13 protein-coding genes and 3 pseudogenes are annotated in these 17,453 nt (G+C 64.2%); 5 read left to right on the forward strand and 11 right to left on the reverse strand.

Annotated elements, in window-relative coordinates:
• Positions 1-251: 251 nt before the first annotated feature.
• A complete protein-coding gene (locus tag IT41_RS09700) occupies positions 252-1,709 on the reverse strand; it encodes a 2-isopropylmalate synthase (RefSeq protein ID WP_036740731.1) in 1,458 nt (485 codons plus the stop codon).
• A gap of 132 nt (positions 1,710-1,841) precedes the next feature.
• Here IT41_RS09700 and IT41_RS09705 point away from each other — a divergent pair, with 132 nt between their 5' ends.
• Complete coding sequence (locus tag IT41_RS09705) at positions 1,842-3,512, forward strand: NAD+ synthase (RefSeq protein ID WP_036740732.1); 1,671 nt, start codon at positions 1,842-1,844, stop codon at positions 3,510-3,512.
• Positions 3,513-3,795: 283 nt separating this feature from the next.
• The gene (locus IT41_RS21570; RefSeq protein WP_036740733.1) at positions 3,796-4,920 is read left to right on the forward strand and encodes a Hint domain-containing protein; all 1,125 of its coding nucleotides are present in this window, start codon (positions 3,796-3,798) and stop codon (positions 4,918-4,920) included.
• A gap of 86 nt (positions 4,921-5,006) precedes the next feature.
• Here IT41_RS21570 and pncB read toward each other — a convergent pair whose 3' ends face one another.
• Together pncB and pncA are read right to left on the reverse strand one after the other, a co-directional pair.
• Complete coding sequence (gene pncB / locus IT41_RS09715) at positions 5,007-6,317, reverse strand: nicotinate phosphoribosyltransferase (protein ID WP_081967514.1); 1,311 nt, start codon at positions 6,315-6,317, stop codon at positions 5,007-5,009.
• The gene (gene pncA / locus IT41_RS09720) at positions 6,314-6,910 is read right to left on the reverse strand and encodes a bifunctional nicotinamidase/pyrazinamidase (protein WP_036740837.1); all 597 of its coding nucleotides are present in this window, start codon (positions 6,908-6,910) and stop codon (positions 6,314-6,316) included. The genes pncB and pncA overlap by 4 nt, the downstream gene beginning before the upstream one ends.
• 142 nt (positions 6,911-7,052) lie before the next feature.
• On the opposite strand from pncA, the gene IT41_RS09725 reads away from it, so the two are divergent.
• Complete coding sequence (locus tag IT41_RS09725; RefSeq protein WP_036740734.1) at positions 7,053-8,660, forward strand: SLC13 family permease; 1,608 nt, start codon at positions 7,053-7,055, stop codon at positions 8,658-8,660.
• Between the two features lie 36 nt (positions 8,661-8,696).
• Complete coding sequence (trhO, locus tag IT41_RS09730) at positions 8,697-9,587, forward strand: oxygen-dependent tRNA uridine(34) hydroxylase TrhO (protein WP_036740735.1); 891 nt, start codon at positions 8,697-8,699, stop codon at positions 9,585-9,587.
• A 24-nt stretch (positions 9,588-9,611) separates the two neighbouring features.
• Here the strand turns inward: trhO and IT41_RS09735 are convergent, their stop codons facing one another.
• A complete protein-coding gene (locus tag IT41_RS09735) occupies positions 9,612-10,031 on the reverse strand; it encodes a PACE efflux transporter (protein WP_036740736.1) in 420 nt (139 codons plus the stop codon).
• Positions 10,032-10,271: 240 nt separating this feature from the next.
• Between IT41_RS09735 and IT41_RS19910 the strand changes: the two are divergent.
• Positions 10,272-11,127 (forward strand): annotated as a pseudogene (locus IT41_RS19910) (IS5 family transposase).
• A 569-nt stretch (positions 11,128-11,696) separates the two neighbouring features.
• On the opposite strand, the pseudogene IT41_RS09745 reads toward IT41_RS19910, so the two are convergent.
• From IT41_RS09745 to IT41_RS09770, 7 genes and pseudogenes are all read right to left on the reverse strand, one after another.
• A pseudogene (locus IT41_RS09745) lies at positions 11,697-12,266 on the reverse strand (IS5 family transposase); the annotation flags it as partial.
• A pseudogene (locus tag IT41_RS22175) lies at positions 12,235-12,378 on the reverse strand (IS481 family transposase); the annotation flags it as partial. The pseudogenes IT41_RS22175 and IT41_RS09745, both read right to left, overlap by 32 nt.
• Before the next feature lie 49 nt (positions 12,379-12,427).
• Positions 12,428-12,793 (reverse strand): hypothetical protein, encoded by a 366-nt coding sequence (locus IT41_RS09750; protein ID WP_175496413.1) that lies wholly within the window; start codon positions 12,791-12,793, stop codon positions 12,428-12,430.
• Between the two features lie 7 nt (positions 12,794-12,800).
• Complete coding sequence (gene hmgA / locus IT41_RS09755; RefSeq protein ID WP_036740738.1) at positions 12,801-14,171, reverse strand: homogentisate 1,2-dioxygenase; 1,371 nt, start codon at positions 14,169-14,171, stop codon at positions 12,801-12,803.
• 4 nt (positions 14,172-14,175) lie between these two features.
• On the reverse strand, positions 14,176-15,282 hold the full coding sequence (gene hppD, locus IT41_RS09760; RefSeq protein ID WP_036740739.1) for a 4-hydroxyphenylpyruvate dioxygenase: 1,107 nt from the start codon (positions 15,280-15,282) through the stop codon (positions 14,176-14,178).
• A 285-nt stretch (positions 15,283-15,567) separates the two neighbouring features.
• On the reverse strand, positions 15,568-16,104 hold the full coding sequence (mog, locus tag IT41_RS09765) for a molybdopterin adenylyltransferase (RefSeq protein WP_036740740.1): 537 nt from the start codon (positions 16,102-16,104) through the stop codon (positions 15,568-15,570).
• 121 nt (positions 16,105-16,225) lie between these two features.
• Complete coding sequence (locus IT41_RS09770) at positions 16,226-17,452, reverse strand: argininosuccinate synthase (RefSeq protein ID WP_036740741.1); 1,227 nt, start codon at positions 17,450-17,452, stop codon at positions 16,226-16,228.
• Between the last annotated feature and the right edge of the window lies 1 nt (position 17,453).

The following is a 17,453-nucleotide window of genomic DNA, read 5'->3' on the forward strand; positions in this document are numbered from 1 at the left end:
GGCCCGGACGGCACAGCTCAAACCCGATCGCAACGCTGCGTAGAATACTGACTGTCACGCTGGCACGCAGATAGATGCGATGTCCATGCGGCACCCAGATTAACCCATCTCTTGTGACGCTGTAAGACAAGATGGCCGGGTCGAGCAAAACCCGCGAAACCTTTCGGGATAAGCCCGGAGGTTCACTTACGGCATGCTGTCGGGCGCAGAGCGCCCGGCAGCAGAGCGGTCGTAGCATCCGGCTTGCCGGATTACTGACCTGCCGGAGGCTCCTGCGGCACCACGCCCTCGGGCGTCTCGGCACCTTCGGGCGTCGTGCCCTCGCCCGCGGGCACCGCCAGCCGGTTGTCCTGCCATTCGCCCGAGGCGACCTCGCCCGTGGCATAGCGCATGACGCCGTCGCCCTGGCGTTTGCCCATCACGAAATGGCCGGTATAGACATCGCCATTGGCATAGGTCGCGACGCCTTCGCCGTCGATCTCGCCCTCTTTCCAGTTGCCCTCGTAGCGGAAACCGTCCGGCGCGATCAGCCGGCCGCGGCCGTGGCGCAGCCCGTCCACGAACGAGCCGTCATAGGTGGTGCCGTCGGCATAGGTCGCCTGCCCCTCGCCATGGCGCTGGCCGTCGCGCCAGGCGCCGTTATAGACGTAACCGTCGGGATAGGTCATGCGGCCCAGCCCCTCGTTCCGGCCGCGCTTGAAGCCGCCCTCATAGGTCAGGCCATTGGCGTATTTCGCCACGCCCTGTCCCTCGATCGCGCCGGCGAGCCATTCGCCGTCATAGCTGGAGCCGTCCGAATAGGTGATCAGCCCGCGCCCCTCGGGCAGGTCGTTGCGCAGCGCGCCCTCATAGACCGAGCCGTCGGGATAGGTGATCCGGCCAAGCCCCTCCATCCGGCCCTCGACCCAGTCGCCGGCATAGACATAGCCGTCCGTGCCGGTGAAGGTACCCACGCCCCAACGCTTGTCGGCGCGGAAATCGCCCTCGTAGCGGTCGCCATTGGCATAGGAGGCAATGCCGCGCCCCTCGCGCCGGCCATTGGCGAAACGGCCCTGATAGCTGTCGCCCGAGGGCTGGACCAGCTTGCCCTCGCCCGACATCTGGCCGGCGGCCCAGCCGCCCTCATAGCTCAGCCCGTCGGGCATGGTCAGCTTGCCCTGCCCGGCGCGCTGGTTGCCCTTCATCTGGCCGTCATAGGTGGCGCCGTCGGGATAGGTGATCCGGCCCGCGCCCTCCTTGACGCCCTGTACCCAGCCGCCTTCGTAGCGATAGCCGTTGGGCTGGGTCAGCACGCCGCGCCCGTCATGCAGCGCGTTCACGAAACCGCCCTCGTAGCTTGAGCCATTGGCGTAATGCGCGACGCCCTGGCCGGTGATCTGGCCCTCGAGCCAGTCGCCCTCATAGGTGCCGCCATCGGCATAGGTGATCTTGCCCTTGCCATGCGGCTTGCCGCCGGCAAAGCCCCCCTCATAGACCGAGCCGTTGGGGAATCTGGCTACGCCCTGGCCCAGGATCTCGCCCTCGACCCAGTCGCCGGTATATTCGTAACCCGAGGGCAGGCGATAGGTGCCGCGCCCGTGCTGCTTGCCGTTTCGGAACGTGCCCTCATAGACGCCGCCATCGTCATATTGCTTGGTCACGACGGCCTGCGCGCCGGCCATGCCCGCGCCGGCCAATATGACCGCGCAAGCGACAATGGCTGCTTTCATGGGTCCTGCCTCCGCCTTATCACGTCTTTTGCCAACGGGTTTACCGCAAGGGGATGACGGGCGCAAAGGGCGACTTTCCCTTGGCCGCTTCCTCGCCTATCACATGGGCGACATCCGGAAAAGGAGCGCGCCATGGCCGAAAAATTCCGCATCACGCTTGCCCAGCTGAACCCGACCGTCGGCGATCTGCCCGGCAATGCCGCCAAGGCGCGCGCGGCATGGGAACGGGCCCGCGATGCCGGTGCCGCGATGCTGGCCCTGCCCGAGATGTTCATCACCGGCTACCAGACCCAGGATCTGGTCCTGAAACGCGCCTTTACCGAAGATGCGATGGCCCGGATCGAAAGCCTGGCGCGCGATTGTGCCGATGGCCCGGCGATCGGCATCGGCGGCCCCTGGGCCTCGAGCGACAAGCTCTATAACGCCTGGTGGATCCTGCATCGGGGCCAGGTGGTGACGCGGGTGCTGAAACACGACCTGCCCCACAAGCAGTTGTTCGACGAATTGCGCCTGTTCGATCAGGGTCCGCTGCAGGGCCCCTACAGCATCGGCGGCATCCGCATCGGCAGCCCGATCTGCGAGGACGCCTGGTGGCCCGAGGTGGCCGAAACCCTGGCCGAGAGCGGCGCCGAGATCCTGATCGTCCCGAATGGCAGCCCCTACCATCGCAACAAGCTGGACCTGCGCATGGGCCACATGGTCGGGCGCGTCGTCGAGACGGGCCTGCCGCTGGTCTATCTGAACTCGGTCGGCGGGCAGGACGATCAGCTTTACGACGGCGCCAGCTTCGTGCTGAACCCCGGCGCGGACGGGGGCGCCGACAAGGTGGTGCAGCTGGCCCCCTTTGACGAGGTGATCGAGCATGTCGATTTCACCCGCAGCCCCGAGGGCTGGCGCGCCACGCCCGGCCGCATGGATCACCAGCCCGATGAATGGGAACAGGATTACCGCGCCATGACCGAGGGCTTGCGCGACTACATGCGCAAATCCGGGTTCAAGCGGGTGGTGCTGGGCCTGTCGGGCGGCATCGACTCGGCGCTGGTCGCGGCGATCGCCGGCGATGCCATCGGCCCCGACAACCTGCGCTGCGTGATGCTGCCCAGCGAATACACCTCGCAACCCAGTCTGGACGATGCCGCCGATTGCGCGACCCGGCTGGGCGCCCGGCTGGACACGGTCGGCATCGAGGGCCCCCGCGACGCCGTCACCCGGGCGCTGGCGCATCTGATGGCGGGCACGAAACCCGACACGACCGAGGAAAACATCCAGTCCCGCCTGCGCGGCGTCATGCTGATGGCGATTTCCAACAAGTTCGGCGAATTGCTGCTGACCACCGGCAACAAGTCCGAGATCGCGGTGGGTTATGCCACGATCTATGGCGACATGGCGGGCGGCTACAATCCGATCAAGGATCTGTACAAGACCCGCGTCTTTGAAACCTGCCGCTGGCGCAACGCCAACCATCGCGACTGGATGCTGGGCCGCAGGGGCGAGGTGATCCCGCCGCGGATCATCAGCAAGCCGCCCTCGGCCGAGCTGCGCCCCGACCAGAAGGATCAGGACAGCCTGCCCCCCTATGAGGTGCTGGACGCGATCCTTGAAGGGCTGGTGGAAAAGGACCTGGCGCTCAAGGATCTGGTCGCGCATGGCTTTGATGCCGACACGGTCAGGCAGGTCGAAAAGCTGCTCTATAACAGCGAATGGAAACGCTATCAGGCCGCCCCCGGGCCGCGGATTTCCCCCCGCGCCTTCTGGCTGGACCGGCGCTATCCGCTGGTCAATCGCTGGCGCGATCAACTCTAGATGGAGTAAGGCACCGGCCAGGGCCCGGAATCCCGGGTGATGCGAGGTCACCACGGAAAAGGTCATCTTATTGTTATCATTCTATAATTTCTTCAAATATGCAAAGAATACTATCTATTTAGGCAGGTTCATTTTCCGGTTTTGTAGCTTATGCTTGTCGGGCGGCGGTATAATTGAATCGTGCCGCAACCCGGCGCCGATGCGGCAGCCCTGCCGATGACAGCACCGGATACAGCCGATCTCTTTCCGCACCCTGCGGGGTAACCAGTAGTAAGGGTCTGAAATGCCGACTTCCACAGATGTCCGGGCGATCGCCCTGGGAACCCACCGCACACTTGACACCAATGAATTCCGGATCGGGGCGGAGCGCGCCGGCGAACTGGTCGGAATGACGTTCGGCAGCGTCGACGACCCGCTTGCCGTCAACATCTTTTCGACCACGCTCTACGATGGAAACGACGACGGCACGATCAGATTTGACGGTCCTTCCGGCCCGCGTCCCAATGAATACGCGGTCGTCGACGGGGATCCGCATTACATCGATACCGGCATCCTCTATGTCGGGACCGTCACCTATATGGACGGGACCAGCGCCAGCAACGTGCCGCTGCGCATCCTGCAGGATACGGACGGCAATCTTGCGCTTGCCCCGCCGCCCGCCAGCGCCTCGGCATATGAAATCGACTCGATGACGACCCTTCCCATCGAATCGATCACCATTACCGGCGTCCTGCAGAACAATTTCAACACGCTCGACAGTTCGCGTTACGGGCTTGAGGATGCGCCGACCTTTGTCTGTTTCCGCCGTGGCACGCTGATCCGGACCCCGCGCGGCGATGTCGCGGTCGAGGATCTGCAGCCGGGCGATCTGGTCATCACCCGCGATCACGGCCCGCAGCCGCTGCGCTGGATCGGCTCGAAACGGGTCGATTCCGCCTTGCTCCAGGCCTTCGCGACCATGCGCCCCGTGCGCATCGGCGCCGGCGCGCTTGGCAAGAACCTGCCCACGCGCGATCTCTATGTCTCGCAGCAGCACCGGGTTCTGGTCCATTCCCCAATCGCGCGCCGCATGCTTGGCGAGACCGAAGTGCTGATCGCCGCCAAGGAGCTGACCGGCCTTGACGGGATCGAGATCGACGACAGCAACGAGGCGCTGGAATATTTCCACCTGCTGTTCGACGCGCATGAAATCCTCTGCTCGGAGGGGGCGCTGACCGAGTCCCTGTTCACCGGCCCCGAAGCCCTGAAATCGGTCGGCGCGGAGGCACGCGCCGAAATGATGGCGCTGTTCCCGCAACTGTTTGACGACCGCGCGCCCGCGCGGCGGATCGGCAAGGGGGCAAAAGCGCGGCAACTCGTCCGGCGTCACGGCAAGAACCGGCGCGAGCTGCAGGAAATGGCGCTGTAAGCGCCTGCATTGTCAGACCCCGGACCACCACCATGCCGGGGTCTGACAGTCGCAGCCGGATGCCCCCTGCCCGCCGCAGGCCGGCATCAGACCAGCACTTCCATCCGTTCTTGCGCGCCGACACCGAAAACACGGCGATACCGTTCGATATCGGCCTGCGGGCCAGTGGCCTTTTCGGGATTGTCCGACAGCTTGACGGTCGGCCGGCCATTGGCCGCCACGGCCTTGCAGACCAGCGAAAACGGCGCCAGCCCGTCATCCGGCGCCAGATTTCGAAAGTCATTGGTCAGCAGCGTGCCCCAGCCAAAGCTGATCTTGGCGCGGCCGCGGAACTGCTGGAACAGTTCCCGGATCTTGTCCACATCCAGCCCGTCGGAAAAGATGATCAGCTTCTGCCGGGGATCCTCGCCGCGATCCTGCCACCAGCGGATCGCGATCTCGGCGCCTTGGGCGGGGTCGCCGCTGTCGACGCGGATGCCGGTCCAGCCCGCCAGCCAGTCCGGCGCACGGTCCAGAAACCCCTTGCTGCCATAGGTATCGGGCAGGATGATGCGCAGCATGCCGTCATGTTCCTCGTGCCAGTCGGCAAGCACGCGATAGGGCGCCTGGCGCAATTCCTCGTCGTTCTCGGCCAGCGCGGCATAGACCATGGGCAGCTCATGGGCATTGGTGCCGATCGCCTCGATGTCGCGGCGCATGGCGATCAGGCAGTTCGAGGTGCCGACGAAACGCCTGTCGCCCAGCCCCTCGACCATGGCCTGCACGCACCAGTCCTGCCACAGGAATCCGTGCCGCCGGCGGGTGCCGAAATCGGCAATGCGCAGATCGGGGCCAAGCTTGCGCAATTCCTCGATCTTTTCCCACAGCCGGGCCATGGCGCGGGCATAGAGCACCTGCAGCTCGAACCGCCCCATATCGCGCAGCACGGCGCGCGAGCGCAGTTCCATGATCACCGCCAGCGCCGGGATCTCCCACAGCATGACCTCGGGCCAGCTGCCCTCGAAGGTCAGTTCGTACTGGCCGTCCCGCTTTTCCAGATGATAGGCGGGCAGCCGCAGGTTTTCGAGGAACTCCATGAAATCGGGGCGAAACATCTGGCGCTTGCCGTAAAAGGTATTGCCCCGCATCCAGGTGCTTTCGCCGCGTGTCAGGCGCAGCCCGCGCACATGGTCCAGCTGCTCGCGCAGCTCGCCTTCGTCGATCAGCTCGGCCAGCCGGATGCGCCTGGTCCGGTTGATCAGGCTGAAGGTGACCTGCGTATCGCGCCGGTTGCGGAAAACCGACTGGCACATCAGCAGCTTGTAGAAATCGGTATCGATCAGAGAACGTATGATCGGGTCGATCTTCCAGTTATGGTTATAGACGCGCGTGGCGATATCAACCGTCTGGGTCATCATGCCAGGACCACCCCCGCCTCGCGCATGGTCGCGCGCGCCGCCTCGCGCGAGCCGTTCAGGTCGATGGCACGGGTCGCCTCTTCGATCACGATGGCACGGAAGCCCAGCCTGACCGCATCGACCGCCGACCAGGCAACGCAGAAATCATGCGCCAGCCCGACCAGGAACAGATCCGTCAAATCGCGGTCGCGCAGGTAACCGGCCAGCCCGGTCGGCGTCCGGTGGTCATTCTCGAAAAACGCCGAATAGCTGTCGATCTCGGCCCGGAACCCCTTGCGGATCACCAGATCGGCGCGATCCGCGGCCAGCTGCGGATGCAGCCCGGCGCCCGGGCTGCCGATCACGCAATGGGCAGGCCAGAGCACTTGCGGGCCATAGGGCATCTGGATGGTCGAAAAGGGCTCGGCCCCGGGGTGGTTCTCGGCAAAGCTGGCATGGTCCGGCGGATGCCAGTCCTGGGTCAGGACCACGGCGTCGAAATCGGCCATCATCTCGTTGATCGGGGCCACCAGCTCATCGCCCCCGGCGACGGCCAGCCGTCCGCCGGGGCAGAAATCCGGCTGCATGTCGATGACGATCAGGGCCTTTGCCATCAGCGCCTCCTTTTCCCGGCACGCGTGAGGGCCGACGGTAGGGCGCGGCGGCATATCCGTCAATGCCTGCAATCCCTTGCGACAATATGCGGGGCGCGCGTAAGCTGAAGACATATCATTCATTAAAGGGGCTCGTTTTGTCATGGCTGAGGAAAACCTTCCCGAAGACCTGCACCAGCAGGGCGAATTCGACGAATACGATACCGGCCCCGGGCGTCCGCCCGCCCTGCTCTGGGGGCTGCGCGCCGCCGGGCTGATCGTCGCGGCCCTGGTCTGGCTGCTGCTGGGCGCCTCCGAGGGGCTGTCCCCCGACGGCCGCGTGGTCGCCGCCATCGGCACGTTGATGGCGATCTGGTGGATGTCCGAGGCGATCCCGCTTTCGGCCACCTCGCTGCTGCCGATCGTGCTGATCCCCATGCTGACCGAGCGCACGGTCAGCGAAGCGACCGCACCCTATGCCAACCCCATCGTGTTTCTGTTTCTGGGCGGTTTCCTGATCGCCATCGCGATGGAGAAATGGAACCTGCATCGCCGCATCGCGCTGTTGACCCTGCGCCGCGTCGGTGTGCAGCCCAAGCGCATCATCCTGGGCATGATGCTGGCCACCGGCTTTCTGTCCATGTGGGTGTCGAACACCGCCACCACCCTGATGATGCTGCCGATCGGCCTGTCGGTCCTGACCCTCGTGGTCGAGCGCAGCCAGGGCGCCGCGCATGGCGCCAGGGTGGCCGAGCATCTGGCCTCGGGCGGCAATATCAGCGCCGTGGTCCAGGACGACAATATCCGCCGCTTCGGCATCTGTCTGGTGCTGGCCATCGCCTGGTCGGCGACCATCGGCGGGCTGGGCACATTGCTGGGCAGCCCGCCCAATGCCATCGTCGCGGGCTATGTCGCGGATGAGCTGGACCGCGAGATCGGCTTTCTGCAATGGATGCTGATCGGCGTGCCGCTGTCCCTGGTGTTCACCCTGATCGCATGGTTCCTGATGACCAATGTGCTTTACCGCTTCAAGCTGGACGAGGTGCCGGGCGGCCAGCGCATGATCGACGACGAGATCGCCGCGCTCGGCCAGGTCAGCCAGGGCGAACGCATGGTGCTGATCGTCTTTGGCTCGGCCGCCTTTCTCTGGGTGGTGCCGGGTCTGCTGACCAGTCTCACCGGCTCGAATCTGGGCTTTCTGGGCAGCCTGAACGACACCGCCATCGCCATTGCGGCGGGGATCGCGATGTTCATCCTGCCCGGTCGCGGCCGGACCGAGATGGTGCTGGACTGGAAAGACGCCGAGAACGGCCTGCCCTGGGGCGTGCTGCTGCTGTTCGGCGGCGGGCTCAGCCTCGCCAGCGCGGTCGCGGCCAGCGGGCTGGATCAGTGGTTCGGCCAGCAGGTCCAGGGGCTGGGATCGCTGACCCCGATCATGCTGATCGTCGCCGTCACCACGCTGATCCTGTTTTTGACCGAGATCACCTCGAACACCGCCACCGCCGCGACCTTCATCCCGATCCTGGGCGGTGTGGCCCTTGGCATCGGCGTCGATCCGATGGCGCTGCTGATCCCGGCCGCGTTCGCCGCGACCTGCGCCTTCATGCTGCCGGTCGGCACGCCGCCCAATGCCATCGTCTTCGGCACCGGCGCGGTGACCATCGGCCAGATGGCGCGCGGCGGCTTCGTGCTGAACATCGTCGGCATCATCCTGATCACCATGTTCATCTACCTGCTGGGCGGCTTTGCAATGGGGATCGCCTTCGGGTGATTTGACGCGAACCGGCGCGGCGGCTATGGCCAGCACATGCTGACCGTCGCCGCGCTTTACCATTTCACCCGCTTTCCCGACCCCGCCGCGATCAAGGGGCCGCTGGCCCGCATCGCCTGCGCCCATGGCGTGCGCGGCACGCTGCTGCTGGCGCCCGAGGGGATCAACGGCACCATCGCCGGCAGTCGCGCGGGCATCGACGCGGTGCTGGCCCATATCCGCGCCCTGCCCGGCTGCGCCGCGCTGGAATGGAAGGAAAGCACGGCCGAGACCATGCCCTTCGGCCGCATGAAGGTCCGCCTGAAACGCGAGATCGTCACCATGGGCCAGCCCGACGTGGACCCGACCGCCGCCACCGGCCGCTATGTCGAGCCGGGCGACTGGAACGCGCTGATCAGCGCCCCCGATGTCGCGGTGATCGACACCCGCAACGATTACGAGGTGCAGATCGGCACATTCGCCGGCGCCGTCGATCCCGGCACGGCCAGCTTTCGCGATTTCCCCGCCTGGTGGCGCGAGAACGCGCATCGCTTTCACAACAAGCGCATCGCGATGTTCTGCACCGGCGGCATCCGCTGCGAGAAATCCACCAATTTCCTGCTGGGCGAAGGCGTGCCCGAGGTCTTTCACCTCAAGGGCGGCATCCTGAAATACCTCGAGGAGGTGCCCGAGCAGGACAGCCTCTGGCAGGGCGAATGTTTCGTTTTCGACAAGCGTGTCAGCCTGGGCCATGGCCTGCGCCCGGGCGATCACGTCCTTTGCCACGCCTGCCGCCGCCCGCTGGCGCCCGGGGATCGCGACCGCCCCGAATACGAAGAGGGCGTGTCCTGCCACCGCTGCGCCGGAGAATATTCAGATGCCGACCGCGCGCGCTTTCGCGAGCGTCAGCGACAGGTCAGGCGGGGCGAGTGCTTCGGCGAAGGATAGCAGGCCCCTGCCCCCCGGGCGGGATCAGGCCCCCTTTGGCAGCGGGAAAACCTGATCATAGACCCAGTTGAAGACAAAGGCATAGATCACGTAGAAGACCACAAAGGCCACATCCAGCACGAAGGCCTGCCACAGCCCGATCTGAAGATACCAGGCAAAGAAGGGCAGCGTGAACACAAGCAAACCCAGTTCGAACAGCACCGCATGCGCGGCGCGAATGGGCATGGTCTTGTGAACGGTTCCCCGCCAGCGCTTCATCGCCCGGTCGAAACCCAGATTATAGAGATAGTTCCACAGCGTCGCGATGGTCGCACCAAAGATGACGACGACGCCCATGTCCTGGACATGCATGCCGAACCCCATCGCCCCCAGGGGTACAAGGATCAGGATGCCGATAATCTCGAAGCTGATGGCATGACGGATACGGTCGCCGGAGGTGCGCATTGATTTCCCCAATTGTCAATCGGGTCGTCCCGTAAACTGCTTGCCCCGGTCAGGGGTGAGGTCGTCCTCACCGCCGCCATATAGGAAATCCGCGGCCCCCTGTCCATGTCGGGGGCGCAGTTTCGGCAAATGGTTGCCGGCCGGCTGGCACGGCACATCAGGGTTGGCCATGATAGGATTACCCGGTTGGATCGGGGAATTGGCGAAAAATGGCGTATTTAGGTCATGTTGACAAAAGGGATTCCACTGGCGCGCAACCTGATATCCGACGACGCGTGGGCATTCGTCGGAAGCTTCATCCGTGCTGTCCGGCATCCGAACGGGCGCAAGCCTTCGGATCATCGTCTTGTTCTGGATGGGATTTTCTGGATTGCGCGCACCGGCGCACCTTCGCGTGACCTGCCGGAAGAGTTCGACAAGTGGTCGTCGGTCTACCGTCAGTTCCGCCGCTGGACGCTCGCGGGGCTATGAGAGGACATCCTGGACGCGCTGAACAACGCCGGGGTTGCCCCCAACAAGCTCCAGATGGTCGACATGAAGCCGGTAAGCGCCACCGGTTCGAGCGAACCGGCAAGGGTGATCCGCGTCCACCTCCATGCGGCGGGCGCTGTTTGAGGCAAAAAACCTGTGGTAGAGGTTTCGACCCGAAAACGGCGACTCCGAAAGAGGCTCATGGCCGTTCGAGAGGTGGGCTCTCGACCACGATCCAGCTCCGCGTCAACGGTGCTGGCCTCCCGATCAGGACCGAAATCACGCCCGGCCGGGATTCCGACTATACCGGCTATGATCTGGTGATGGCCGACAACCTCCCGCAACCGGCGGTTCTGTCGCTGACCGAGGCTATGGCTCTGATAAAATTGGCGAAGATATCGAGAGCCGCAACGCAGTGCCGATGATACCGATGCGCAAGAACCGAAAGGTGCGCAAGGTTGTCGACATGACCATCCACACCCTGCGCAACATGGTCGAGCGTTGTTGCAACAAGCTGAAGAACAGCCGTCGGCTGGCAACCCGCTACGATCAAACCGCAGACAGTTTCTTGGGCTTCGTCGACATCGCCTGCGTCAGGCTATGGCTGCGCCATTTGTCAGCATGACCTAGCAACTGTATCCGCCACGCGCCTTGAGGGTCCCATACTTTGCGGGTTCTGCCTGGAGCGTCAGCGATGGTGACGAGCCTGCGGGCGACAGCAGTGATGATGGCCTTGTGCGGTTTTCCAGCGTCGCGCAATCGCTGTGCGAATGCCTTGGGCATGGGGTTGCGATGTGCGGCGACGAGCGCCGCCTGGAACAGGACATGCCGCAAAGCGCGCCGTCCTCCAGCGATCGTCCGTTTGCCGCGCGAGGCACGCCACCTGGGCACGACCCGCCTGTGCCTTCGGCAAACGAAGGCGCTTCCCATCGGGCAGGAAACAGATGTCCAGCCAGTCGCGCGAAACGTCTGTGCCGATGACCTGTTCGGATGACACCGTGTTCAGGCTCTCGTCCTTCTGCTTCGGGGTCCTTGTCGGCCGCATTCAACTGTCCGGGATAATGAAAGAGAGACGGTGCCAGATCGCTGGCAAACCGGGTCAGGCCACAAGGCCCAGACGCCATACCCCCCCGTCACCAACCTCGGCCAAGGAAGGTGACCGGGACGGAATGGCAAAGCCGAGATACAGAAGGGTCAGGACTCGTTCTCGGGTGATGACCAGAACAGAACGGTTGCGGCGAGTGCGATGGCGGAAAAGAATGTCACGGGGCAGCGGTCGTATCTGGTGGCGACGCGCCTCCAGTCCTTGAAGCGGCCGAACATGATCTCGATGCGGTTGCGCTGTTTGTCGTATCTGATAGCCTTCCTGCGAGACTTCCGGCCGGGGATACAGACCTTTATCGCCTTGTCTTTCAACGCTTCTCTGAACCAATCGGCGTCACGGCCCTGTCGGCCAACAGCCAGGCCGCCTTCGGCAGGCTGCCCATCAGAGCCGCCGTGCCGGTGTAATGGCTGACCTGGCCAGCCGACATGAAGAACCCGATCGGCCGCCCCCTGGCATCGGCGACGGCGTGGAGCCTGGTGTTCATGCTGCCTCATGCCGCCTTTGGTTCGCCCGATCCGGCGCCCGCGCCCCCCCTTTTTTACCCGCAGGTTCGATGTCGTGCGGTACGCCCTGAGACAGGTCGCGTCGATCATGATTGTCTTGTGCTCGGCGCTCTTGGCGGCCAGCCGTTTTGCGCTTACGCCATTTGGCCACCGTCTTGGGATTGACCCCAAATTCCCGGCTCAACTCCGCGATCTAAGCTTGCAATCGCTGCATGTGAGCTCGGATAGCGTGCGTGGTCGAGGCGCTGTCATGACGAATTTGTCCCATAGCGCTTCCTTCCATTCTTGCGAAGGGATCACACCATCAAACCGTGGGATCAAACACCTACTGCCTGACGGAGCCGGCATTGTGATCGGGCCGGGGGCGCGTTGTTCCGGTCCAGCAGATCCGCGATCCGATGCCGCGTTCCGGTCCATATCCGGGGCGGCAGCGCCATGAAGGGGTTCAGGATGCCGGACCGAAACACCTCCGCATCGCCGCCGGGACGCAACAGGCCCTGCCGCTCCAGCACGGTCAGATCGAGGATCTGCCTGCCGATGGCGACGCCGATATGGACCGGGCCGCCCGCGACCGAGAAAGCGCCAAAGGGCAGGTTCTGGATCGGGAAATCGCCGCCGGCATCATCGGCGCCCTTGATCCAGCTGCGGCGGGTCGGGTCATGGCTGGCATCTGCCCCGGTCATGTCGGGATCATTCGCCATTCCAGACCGGGCGGTCACGGTCGAAATGATTGCGCAGCGGCTTCCAGACATCGGGATATCTGACCTGCAGCGTCGGCAGCCCGGCGGCATAGCGGGTCAGTTGCTGCGGGAAACGCGTCTCGAACATGAAAGCGATGGTGTTGTCCAGCTTCTCGGGGCGCAGTTCCTTGAGCGAGGCGGCATAGAAGGCATCGGCATCCGGACCGTGCGGCAGCATCATATTGTGGATCGACATGCCCCCGGGAACAAAGCCCTCGGGCTTGGCGTCATAGACCCCCTCGATCAGGCCCATGAATTCGGACATGATGTTCATGTGATACCAGGGCGGGCGAAAGCTGTTTTCGGCCACCAGCCAGCGCGGCGGAAAGATCACGAAGTCAATATTCGCCGTTCCCGGCTCGCCCGAAGGGGCGGTCAGCACGGTAAAGATCGAAGGATCCGCATGATCGTTACGGACCGGCCCGACCGGCGAGTAATGGCGCAGATTGTACTTGTAGGGCGCGTAATTGCCGTGCCAGGCCACCACGTCCAGCGGCGAATGGTTGATCTCGCAGGCATGGAACTGGCCGCACCATTTCACCGTCATCCTATGCGGCACGCCGTCCCTTTGCTCATAGGCCGCGACCGGGGTCAGGAAATCGCGCGGATTGGCCATGCAATTGGCGCCGATCGGGCCGCGTTCGGGCAGGCTGAAGGCGCCGCCGTAATTCTCGCAGATATAGCCGCGTGCCTTGTCGTCGCCGTTCAGCAGGACCTTGTATTTCAGCCCGCGCGGGATCACGACGATCTCACCCGGAGCTGCGTCGATCACGCCCATCTCCGTGAAGAAGCGCAGCTTCCCCACCTCGGGCACGATCAGCATTTCGCCGTCGGCATTATAGAACAGTTCGGTCTCCATGCTTTCCGTCACCGCATAGGTGTGGATCGCGTAGCCCACCTGGGTCAGCACATCGCCGCCGGTGGCAATCGTGCGGATACCCGCGAGCCAGTTGCCGGCATCGTCGGGGATCGGCGCCGGATCCCACCGCATCGGCGCCAGCGGCAGCCCGCTTTCACCCGCCGTCGGGGCCGAGCGGAAATGCGGCAGATCAATCCGCGCCATGTCCGAGATATGCTGCACGCTCGGGCGCATCCGGTAAAGCCAGGTGCGCTCGTTCGAGGCCCGCGGCGCGGTGAAGGGCGTGCCGGACAACTGTTCCGCATACAGCCCGTAGGGGCAGCGCTGCGGCGAGTTCTGGCCGATCGGCAGCGCGCTCTCCTCGGCCTCGGTCTCGAAATCATTGCCGAAGCCGGGCATGTAGCCTTCGTTGTATTTCGCCCGGCTGCGGGCGACGATGAAATCGGTTTGCGGCCTGTTCATTGCATCACCCCTCGGCCTTCAAGACGCCGCGCTGGATCTGGTCCGCTTCGATGGATTCGAACAGCGCCCGGAAATTGCCCTCGCCGAAACCGTCATCGCCCTTGCGCTGGATGAATTCGAAAAAGATCGGCCCGATCACGGTTTTCGAGAATATCTGCAGAAGAATCCGCGTCGTGCCGCCATCAACGACCCCCTCGCCATCGATCAGGATGCCGTGCTTCTGCATCCGCTCCAGCGGCTCTTCATGGCCCTGCACCCGCTTGTGCAACATGGCGTAATAGGTGGCGGGCGGCGGCGGCATGAAGTCAATGCCGTTCTCGTGGATCTGATCGACCGAGTCATAGATGTTTTCGGTCGCCACCGCGATGTGCTGGATGCCCTCACCCTTGTACTCCTGCAGATATTCCTCGATCTGGCTGTTGTCGTCGGCGCTTTCGTTGATCGGGATGCGGATCTTGCCATCGGGCGAGGTCAGCGCGCGGCTGAACAGCCCGGTCTGCTTGCCCTTGATGTCGAAAAAGCGGATCTCGCGGAAATTGAACGCCTTGGCGTAGAAATCGTACCAGGTCGACATGTTGCCGCGCTCGACATTATGCGTCAGGTGGTCGAGGTAATAGAAGCCCGCGCCCTTGGGCCGGGGATCGGGCTCGCCCAGCCATTCATATTCGTCCTCGTAGCAGGAGCCCGCCTCGCCGTATTTCTCGACGAAATAGAGAAGCGAGCCGCCGATGCCCTCGACGGCCGGCACGTCCAGCGACTTGTCGTCGCCGGTATATTCCGTGGCGCCGTAATCCAGCGCGCATTTCAGCGCATGCCGGGCATCGACGACGCGCCAGGCCATCGCCGGCGCGCAGGGGCCGTGCTGTTCGACAAAGCGCGCGGCATGGCTGTCCGGTTCGCGATTGACGACATAATTGATGTCGCCCTGACGATAGAGCGAGATGTTCTTGGTCTTGTGCCGCGCGACCTCCTTGTAGCCCATGCTTTCTAACAGGGCTTCCAGCACGCCGGGTTCGGGATGGGCGAATTCGACGAATTCGAACCCGTCCGTACCGGCCACGTTCACATCGTCGATCTTTGCCTTGGGGGCGTCATGCGGAAACGGACCCATGGTCTTTCCTCCTCGGATACTGGGCGTGCCTCTCGTGCCCTTCACGCCCCGATCAATCGCCCCGGCCCGCGGGGATGATGCGATCAGAATAGCGAACCATCGGGCATCTGAGAATGACAGTGTTTCCAGCGGATCGTTCCTGAAAACAGAACGCATGCCGCGCGAACCGATCTTGCGCCTTTGCAGGCGGTCGGTCGCCGATCGCGCCCGGGAATGCACAGATGCCCATGCAGCGCCGATCTTAGCAAAATCGGCGCGTCCGGGCCAGCCGGGCGCGCCGAAGCGCTATTTACCCTTGGGCCGAAAGGCCTTGATCCGCGCCGGATCGGTGTCGATCCAGGCCGCTCCGATCAGGTCGAGGCAATAGGGCACGGCGGCAAAGACCGCGTTCAGGCAGGTCGCGATGGCCGAGGGCTTTCCGGGGATGGTGATCATCAGCGTCTGGCCGCGAATGCCCGCCGTCTGGCGCGAGAGGATCGCGGTCGGCACCTCGCGCAGGCTGGCGCGGCGCATCTCCTCGCCAAAGCCGGGCAGTTCCTTGTCCATCACCTCGGCCATCGCCTCGGGCGTCAGGTCGCGGGGCGCGGGGCCGGTGCCGCCGGTGATCAGGATCAGGTCGGCGCCCTGCTTGTCGCAAAGATCGCGCAGGGTATCGGCGACCGTCTGGCGGCCATCGGGGATGATGCTGCGGGTGACGCGCATCGGCGTGGTGATGGTGGCGCGCAGCCATTCCTCGGCGCCGGGGCCGCCCTTGTCCTCGTATTCGCCACGGCTGGCGCGGTCAGAGACGGTGACGATGGCGATATGGGCGGGTCGGGACATGGCGGGCCTTTCGATCGATGCGCCGCCATTCTGGGCCGGAAGGCGGGCAAAGAAAAGCCGGGAGCAGGCGCGGGGGCCGCGGGAAACACCCCCGCAGCCCCGGCGATAGCTGACCTTCAGGCTATTTGAACCGGGCGTTGCGGTTCGCGAGCAGTTTCAGACGCAGCGCGTTCAGCCGGATAAAGCCTGCCGCGTCCTTCTGGTCATAGGCGCCGGCATCGTCCTCGAAGGTCACATGCGCTTCGCTGTAAAGCGAATGTTCCGACCAGCGGCCGACGCAATTCACGCTACCCTTGTAAAGTTTCAGGCGCACGGTGCCGGTGACATGTTCCTGGCTCTTGTCGATCGCGGCCTGCAGCATCTCGCGCTCGGGGCTGAACCAGAAGCCGTTATAGATCAGTTCGGCATAGCGCGGCATCAGGCTGTCCTTGAGATGGCCGGCGCCGCTGTCCAGGGTGATCTGCTCGATTCCGCGATGCGCCTCCAGCAGGATGGTGCCGCCCGGCGTTTCATAGATGCCGCGCGACTTCATGCCGACAAAGCGGTTTTCCACGAAATCCAGCCGGCCGATGCCGTGCCTGCGGCCATATTCGTTCAGATCGGTCAGGATGCTGGCCGGCGACAGCGTCACGCCGTTGATTGCCACGGCATCGCCCCGCTCGAATGTCACCTCGATATATTCGGGCGTATCGGGCGCCTCCTCGGGGCTGACGGTGCGCTGATAGACATGCGCGCCGGCTTCCTCGGCCGGGTTTTCCAGCGCCTTGCCCTCGCTCGAGGTGTGCAGCAGGTTGGCATCCACGCTAAAGGGCGCCTCGCCGCGCTTGTCCTTGGCGATCGGGATCTGGTTCGCCTCGGCGAATTCCAGCAGCTTCGTGCGGCTGGTCAGGTCCCATTCCCGCCATGGCGCAATCACCTTGATCGCCGGGTCCAGCGCATAGGCCGAAAGCTCGAACCGCACCTGGTCATTGCCCTTGCCGGTGGCGCCATGGGCCACGGCATCGGCGCCGTGCTGATGCGCAAGCTCGACCAGCCGCTGCGAGATCAGCGGCCGCGCGATCGAGGTGCCCAGCAGGTACATCCCCTCATAGAGCGCATTGGCGCGGAACATCGGAAAGACGAAATCGCGCACGAATTCCTCGCGCAGATCCTCGATATGGATATTCTCGGGCCGGATGCCCAGCAGTTCGGCCTTTCTGCGCGCCGGCTCCAGTTCCTCGCCCTGCCCCAGATCGGCGGTAAAGGTGATGACCTCGCAGCCGTATTCGGTCTGCAGCCATTTCAGGATGATCGAGGTGTCGAGCCCGCCCGAATAGGCAAGGACGACTTTTTTCGGCGCGTCGGACATG

Origin of the sequence: Paracoccus halophilus (genome assembly GCF_000763905.1) — a bacterium.
Lineage (GTDB): Bacteria > Pseudomonadota > Alphaproteobacteria > Rhodobacterales > Rhodobacteraceae > Paracoccus > Paracoccus halophilus.